This is a genomic window from Streptomyces sp. ISL-1, from assembly GCF_018614585.1.
Classification (GTDB): domain Bacteria; phylum Actinomycetota; class Actinomycetes; order Streptomycetales; family Streptomycetaceae; genus Streptomyces; species Streptomyces maoxianensis.
In genome coordinates this window covers 342169-349290 of sequence record NZ_JAGGOI010000007.1, presented here as the reverse complement: position 1 = coordinate 349290, position 7122 = coordinate 342169, and the positions used below count along the sequence as shown (strand labels likewise).

General features: G+C 69.9%; 3 protein-coding genes and 1 pseudogene. All 4 read right to left on the bottom strand.

What is annotated here, in order from left to right; all coding sequences use genetic code 11:
- Positions 1-931, bottom strand: a pseudogene (locus tag J7E87_RS06915) (hypothetical protein); the annotation flags it as partial.
- Between the two features lie 26 nt (positions 932-957).
- Positions 958-2922 (bottom strand): dynamin family protein, encoded by a 1965-nt coding sequence (locus tag J7E87_RS06910; RefSeq protein ID WP_215090980.1) that lies wholly within the window; start codon positions 2920-2922, stop codon positions 958-960.
- A 15-nt stretch (positions 2923-2937) separates the two neighbouring features.
- Positions 2938-4737: a dynamin family protein gene (locus J7E87_RS06905; protein WP_215090978.1), complete on the bottom strand. Its 1800-nt coding sequence runs from the start codon at positions 4735-4737 to the stop codon at positions 2938-2940.
- A 3-nt stretch (positions 4738-4740) separates the two neighbouring features.
- The gene (locus tag J7E87_RS06900; RefSeq protein WP_215090976.1) at positions 4741-6690 is read right to left on the bottom strand and encodes a dynamin family protein; all 1950 of its coding nucleotides are present in this window, start codon (positions 6688-6690) and stop codon (positions 4741-4743) included.
- Between the last annotated feature and the right edge of the window lie 432 nt (positions 6691-7122).

Genomic DNA, 7122 nt, shown 5'->3' with positions numbered 1-7122 from the left:
GGTGGCCCGGATCGTGGTGGCCGGAATCATGGTGATGCGGATCCGGATGATGGTGATCCGGCTGGGCGTTGTGGTGATGCGGACCGGAGTGATGGGGGTCCGGGTGGTACGGGTCCGGGTGATGCGTGTCCACCTGATGCCGATCCGCGTGGTCGGCGTCGTGCAGTGCCGCCGGGGCCGGGCCGTCAAAGTCCCCGTCCCCGCAACCCGTATCCCTGCCGGAATCCGGCAGCGCCCACTCCCGCAGCGTCTGGCTGTGCGAGGCCACCGTGGCCGCGAGATGCGCGGCCGCAAGCGCTGGGACGACGTACTCCCGCATGGCCGTGCGCCCCGGGGAGTACCCCCAGATCACTGGTTCCTGGCTCGGATCCCTGGCCGGCGCCGACCTCGGCACGTGCAGCCACGCGTCTGCGGCGAACTCCTTCTTCTCCGTGACCACGTCGATATGCCGGAAGTCCGAGGCGGGCAGCCCGTGCGCCTGCTGAAGGATCACGTCCCGGTAGAGGTCGTTCGGCACGGCCAGGGCAAGGTCGCTGTTCTCGTTGCGCTCCAGCGCGTCCCGTACCCCGTCGGAGTCCACGAGGCGGCTGACCAGCACCACACAGTCGCCCAGGTAGCCGCTGTCGGCCCGGGAGATGGGCCCCTGCCCGAGCGCGGCCCGCATCCTGATCCGGCCGAAAGCACCGGGCGCCCGGTTCGCCTCGTACAGGCCGTCCCGCAGCCCGAGTATGAGCTCCGGGACCGCCCGTACAGCGTCAGTACGGGCCGGAAAGACGACCAGCCGTCCGTCGCCCTGCAGTTGCTGCTGCGTACGAACCCTCAGGACGCGGGCCCGGCGCAGGGCGTGCTCGACGACGAGGCGGAGGCGGGCTTGTGCGTCGGCCTGCTCGGTGTAGGTGTGACGGCTGTACTGGCGCAGGTCCACGGCCATGCACAGGCGCCTGCGATAGCGGGCCATCAGAGCCGCTGGAGTTCTTCGACGAGATCGCCGAGGTCGTCACCGGCCCCGCGGAGCAGCGCTTCCAGCTGCTTGAGCTCGGCGCGGCGCTCCTCGACCCGCGACTCGCCCTGCCGACGGACCTCCTGCGCCGACTCCACGCTCCGGGTCAGCTCCCTGATCCGGGAGGTGAGTCCCTCGGTCACCTCGCGGGTGATCGGTTCCATGTTGGCGGCGGCGAACGCCTGGGCCGCCTCACGGGCCCTTTTGGGCGCGGCCAGCCTGATCTGGGTGGCCATCTCGCTGCCGACCGCCTCCCGCATCTTGGTCTCCAGCCTGCCGCCGGCCTGCCGGCTCTTGATGCATGCGTGGACGACCGCGGCGAGGATCAGGGTCGGGACCCCGAACGGAGTGAGCATCCAGACGCAGTACATCGCCAGAGTGATCGGAACGGTCCGTAGCGCCTCCTTGGCCCCGAACCGGGCGCCGACCACGCCGCCCGCCACACCGCCGAGGAGGAGTCCGGCCGCCCCCGACAGGAATCGCGTGATCGGCTGTTCCTCCTGGCGCTCCCCCGCACGCCCCGCGTCCCGTACCCCGGTGAGGCTGATCCGCAGTTCGTCGAGATGGGCCTCGAAGGAATCCAGCTGGGCGTTCATCCGCTCGGCGAGCTTCTCCAGGTCCTGCAGGATCACCGGCTCCAGCGAACCGGTCACCCACTCGGCCACTTTCTCCTCGACGGCCCTCGCCGTGCCGGCAGCGATCTCCTGTGTGACCTGTTCAGCCCGTTTCGCCACGTTCCCCTGCAAGGGGTTCAGGGTGAGCTTGGTCGTCAGGGGGACCTCCGCCGCGATCGCCGGGGCCTCGTCCGACACGGACGCCAGGTAGCCGCCGAGCAGGGTCTCCACCCTGTCCTGGAGGATTCGGGTCTGGTTCTGAATGTCCAGCGAGATCTGCCGGGCCTGTGCCTCCAGTTCGCGCAGCGGCTGTTGGGCCGCTTCCCAGCATCGTTCGAGGTCGGCGGCATCCATGTTGACCAGTTCGAGTTCGTGGGGGATGTTGCGGTCGAGCTCGCGGGCGAGGCCGCGCAGGGCACGGGCCGGAGCGAGGATTTTGACCTTGTGGCGGTCGGTCACCAGATACCGCTCCAGGGCCTGTTCCAGGTCGGCCACGCCGGAGTCCGCGTAGCGGCCGGCGTCGTCGGCGACCCGGGCGCGCAGGGCGCTCTTGGCGTCGACGAAGAAGAAGCGGCTCTCGTCCCTGTCGTCGCCTCGCAGGCCGATGATGCGCTGTCGTGCCCCGGCGACGACGTCGTCCCGTTCGGCTTCCTCGATGGCATCGAAGTAGGTGAAGACGAAGAAGGGGTCGTGTGCGTCCAGGTAGTCCCTGAGAAAATCCGACTCGCTGATGCTCATGGGGGCGATGGCGTGCTGGAGGAAGATCACCGCGTCGGCCTTGAGCAGCTGGGCGAAAGTGATCTGGTCGCGGTTGACGTCGTCGTTGAGGCCGGGTGAGTCGACCAGTACGACGTTGTGGCGGCACAGTTCCAGGGGCCAGGTGACCTCGGCCATGACGAACGGATTGCGCTGGTCGGGTTCCTTGCTGTTGACGGTGATAAGGGCGGTGAGCTCGTCGGTGTGGACGATCTCGGGTTCCGCACTGCCTTCCCGCCACAGCCGGGCGGCCGGCGATTCGCCGAACCTGACCTCGGTGATGACGGCGGTGGCGGGCGTTGCCTTGACCGGCAGTACCTTGGCGCCCAGGAGAGCGTTGACGAAGGTGGACTTGCCGCGGTTGAAGTCGCCGACCACCATCACGTGGAAGGCGTCGCTGTCCATCCGATCGAGCAGCGCGGTCACTACGCCCTGCGCCCCGCTGTTGCCGATCTGCCCGGCGATGTGCCCGAGTTGCCGGCAGATCGCCATCAGCCGCAGGCGCTGGGCGTCCGCGGCCCCGTAGCCTGCTGCCACTTCCGTGGTGGTCATGGTCGTCACTCTCCTTCAGTTCTGAAGTTCGGCCCGGATACGGGCAGCCAAGGCCGCCGCGGAGCGGGCCAGGGCCTGCCAGTCCGCGCCCGGCCCGGCCGGGGATTCGAGGGCGGCCCGCCTGGCGTCGTGCCACACCAGGCGGGACTGCCGCAGTTGGTCGAAGACCTCGGCGTAGATCTCGGAGAGCAGGTCGACCGCCTGCCGCAGGAAGGCCGTGGTGCTGTCGTCGACCACGCGGACGAGGGCGGTGTCGACCTCACGGCGCTGCTGTTCGGTGGCGGACCTTACGGCCCCCTCGGCCAGCAGGCCGCCTATCAGGCTGAACGCGGCGCCGTAGATCATCCGCGTCGAGGCCGTACGGGCGAAGGCGATCAGGTAGCCGACGATGGCGCCACCCTGAGCGCCGAGCCGGGTGGCCAGCCGAATCCTGGACAGATCTGAGATCTCGCCGGAGAACTGCGGTTCCACAGCCACTCCAAGCCCGGCCGGTACGTGACTCGGGGACGCCCCGGGCAGCCGCACGGCGACCTCGGCGTCGAGCCATTCGACGTCGGCGGTGAGGCCGGGCAGGACGGTCCGCTCGGACCGCTGCGCGAGCAGCGACAGTTCGTGCCGCAGCCGGACCGGCAGGTCCCGTTTCCACCAGCCACCCGGGTCCTGGGTCCGTTCCAGTTCCCAGCGCAGCCTCTCGATGAGACCATCGCGTTCCTTGTGGATCTGCGTGCGCAGTCGGTCGGCGAGAGCGAGTTGGCGGCTCGTCAGGTCGAGGTGGAGTTGCTCCCACTGCTGCGACTCCTTGTCCAGCAGTACCTGTGCCTGCTTGGCCCGCTCGTCGACCTCGGTCCGGGACAGCCGACCGGCCGCGATGGCCTCGTCGGCAATGCCGGTCACCGCTTCGCAGTGGTCGGCCACCTGGGCGGCGATGCGCCGGTCCCGCCACAGGGCCCGTCCGCTGCCCCGAGCGAACTCTTCGACGAGTGCGCGCACGGCCGCCAGTTCCGGCTCTCCGCCACGTGGCACCGGGGCGGGAAGTACGGGGAGAGGGCCGGGCAGGTCGGCCAGCCGCTGTCCGAGGTGCCGTACGGTCTCCTCCTGGTCGTCGGCGTCGACCAGGTCCAGCATGGTCACCACGACGGCGACGAACGGGACATGGCGGCACAGCACCTCCTCCTGGAGGAGGCGGTGTTCGGTACTGCTCATGGGAGAGACGGCGGAGACGACGAACAGGACGGCGTCGCTGGCGACTGCGGTGCGGCGTACCTGCTCCAGTTGCTCCTCGCTGCCGGAGTTGACTCCCGGCAGGTCCACCAGCTCGATGCCGAGCTCCGTCAGCCACGCGTCGGCCACGGCGGCGACGACTGCGGGCTCGGTGGGCGCGGGGGCGTCGTACGTCCCTTCCTGAGGCATCGGGGAGGGCGGGGTGCCGGTGAGTCCCGCCCACGGATCGCCGTCGGCGAGGCTGCGCACTTCACGATGCCCGTCCGGCCAGGTGAGTCGCACCGACTCCTCCGGCGCCGCCCGGACTGTCACCGGAGCACGAGTGACCGGGCACGGTCCTGTGGGGAGCAGATCGCGGCGGATCAGCCGGTTGACCAGGGTGGACTTTCCTCGGTTGAACTCGCCTACGAGTGCGACCCGGAAGGCGTGCCTGCCGCGTTCGGCGGCCAGGGCGTCCAGGGCAGCGACGATCCGGTCGAGGCGGTACTCGTCGGCCAGTTGGCGGGCCTCCCGGAGCCAACCGGGGGCCGCGCCGCTGACATCGGCGACGTCGGCGGCCTGGCCGATGGCGGTGGGCGGGGAACCGTTGTCCATGGGTCACTGCTCCTCAAGGTCAGGGACGGTACGGGTGGCCGTGGTCTCGCTGCGGAGCGCCGCGACCCTCTCGCGACGGTGTCGGGCGGCGGTCGCGGCCTCCTCCGCGGCGGCGATCCCGGCGGCCAGTTCGGCGCGCTGCCGGTCGTTCGCGGCGGCGAGACGGGCGATCTCGTCACCCCACTCGTCTTCGTACTGCGCGCACAGGGCGGCGACGCTGTCGCTGACGCCTCCGCGGACGCGCGGCAGGGACTCGGAGATGAGGGTGCCGACTTCGTCGTACGCGGCGGCAATGATCGGGCGTGCCCGCTCCAGAAACTGTGCGCGGGCCGCGTCGGGGCTTCGCTTGCCGATGAACGCGCCGAGCGCCCCGCCGATGACGGTGCCGATGCCGGGGGCGATCAAGCTGCCGGCCAGGGCTCCGGCCATCGCTCCACCGCCGGTGCGCCAGTTGTCGCTGGCGGTCAGCCGGGCGCCGATCTCGGTCAGGGTGTGGTCGAGGCCGGACAGGTCCGGGGCGGGCAGGTCGGTCGCCGCCACCGTGGCCGCGGCGGGCGGAGCCCAGACCTCACCGACCAGCACCGCCAGGGCGCTGTACTGGGTGGCGAAGTCGCGCGCCAGCTCCTCGGCTCCGGATGTCAGCAGCTCACCGGCCCGATCCGCTGAGGCCCGCACGGCCCGCTCGGCCTCTCTCCGTAAGTGGAGTCGCACGATGCGGGAGACATTTCCGGTCGCCTCGACCATTTTGTTGATCTTGTCTCCGGCCACGGCGGCGACCACTTTCGTGTCCAGCTCCGCCCGGGAAGCCACCGGAATGCTGGTGAAGGCAGCGTGATTCAGCTCGTTCCCAGCCCCGTCCAGTGTGCGCTGGGCCCAGGCGTTCAAGAAGGCCGGGAAGTCCGGCAGAGACAGGGCGGCCAGTCCGCGCTCCGTGCGACTGAGTGCGGCCCGCTGGGTCTCCGCGGATTCCGCCACGGCAGAGAGCAGTTGGGAGAGCAAGCCGAGCACCGTGGCTGCGATTGCGGACTGCCGTCGCTCGGTTGCCAGCCGCGCGATGCGAGCCTCGATCGCGCGGAACCGGGGAAGGTACTCGGACGCGCCGGGCCTGCGGGCGCCGGGCTTGGTGATCTCCTTCAGAGCCTCCCCCGGGGCGCAGGGCAACAGCACCGGATCACTGATCCCCAGTTCCTTCAGCCGGTTCCCGACGACCTCGACGACCTCGGATCGTTCGTCGTCATCGAGCAGGTCGACCTTGGTGAGCACGAAGGCGCACCTATCGTGGTGGTCCCCCAGCGGACCGGTGAGAAAGTCCACCAGCGTCATCGACATCGCGGCGACGGCCGGCACCACCACGAGCGCGAGGTCCGCCTGCCGCGCGGCGGCCACAGCCAGCTCCCGATGCCCGCTGTCACTCACGCTGAACCCTGGCGTGTCGAGCACCGTAGTGCCGTCACCGAGCAGCCGGACGGGCGACAACACCTCCAGACCTCGGATCTGTTCGGACAATTGGGTGGTCAGCACCCGCTCCAGCGCATACTCCAGACCGGTCGGCCCGGACTCGTACCGCTCCCCCGCCCAGTGGGCGAACGCCGTGGACGGCCATGTCAGCACGACGCCGTCAGGCGTGCGGACCCGTAGGCCCTCAGCGCCGTCCCGGTACCGCAGCACTGTGGTGGTGCGCGTGGTCACCAGGGCGGAGGAGGGCAGCAAGCGGCGTCGCAGGAAGGCGTTGAGCAGCGTGCTCTTGCCGCTGGATGCCTCCCCGAACACCGCGACCCGCAGCTCCGGGTCCGCAGCGCGTGCCTGGACCGCGCGGAGACGGGAACGCAACATGTCCCGACGTTCCGCGGGGAGGCGAAGACTGCCGAGCAGGTTGTGGATCCACCGCAGATGTCCGTCGACCGCCGAGGCCCACGCCTCCCCCGGACCGTTCACCACCAGCTGTTTCGTCACGCCGCCAGCGTAGGAACGGCTGCCGGGTCGACTTCTCATCAGACGATGGGATCGGCGCGATATGCCCCGCACTCTCGACCCGCTCCACGGGGCACCGCGGCGCCCGGCCAACCGGTCCGCCCCGTGCGCGGCTCACCGAGCGACTCGTCGTAGCCGATGTCTGGTCAGTGATCACGCCCTGGGGGAGCGACGGCGGGGTGAAGTCTTCGTCCGCAGAATCCGCAGAATCCGCAGAATCCGCAGAAGACACAGCAGGCCCCTTGACTGGAGCAAAATCAGGAGGAAACTGGCAAATACACCGGACAACCGGAGAGAGCCACACCGTCGATGGAGACGTCCGTCGGCTCGCGTGCCCCTTTTCTCGGCTCTGGCCAGGCCCCCGGCAGAAGCTGTCGATATCGGAGCCAGCAGCGACGACTGGGACTCACGGCA

Bases quoted from the DNA above. Each gene is read 5' to 3' on its own strand.
- J7E87_RS06910 (WP_215090980.1), bottom strand. From the start codon at position 2,922: ATGACCACCACGGAAGTGGCAGCAGGCTACGGGGCCGCGGACGCCCAG.
- J7E87_RS06905 (WP_215090978.1), bottom strand. From the start codon at position 4,737: ATGGACAACGGTTCCCCGCCCACCGCCATCGGCCAGGCCGCCGACGTC.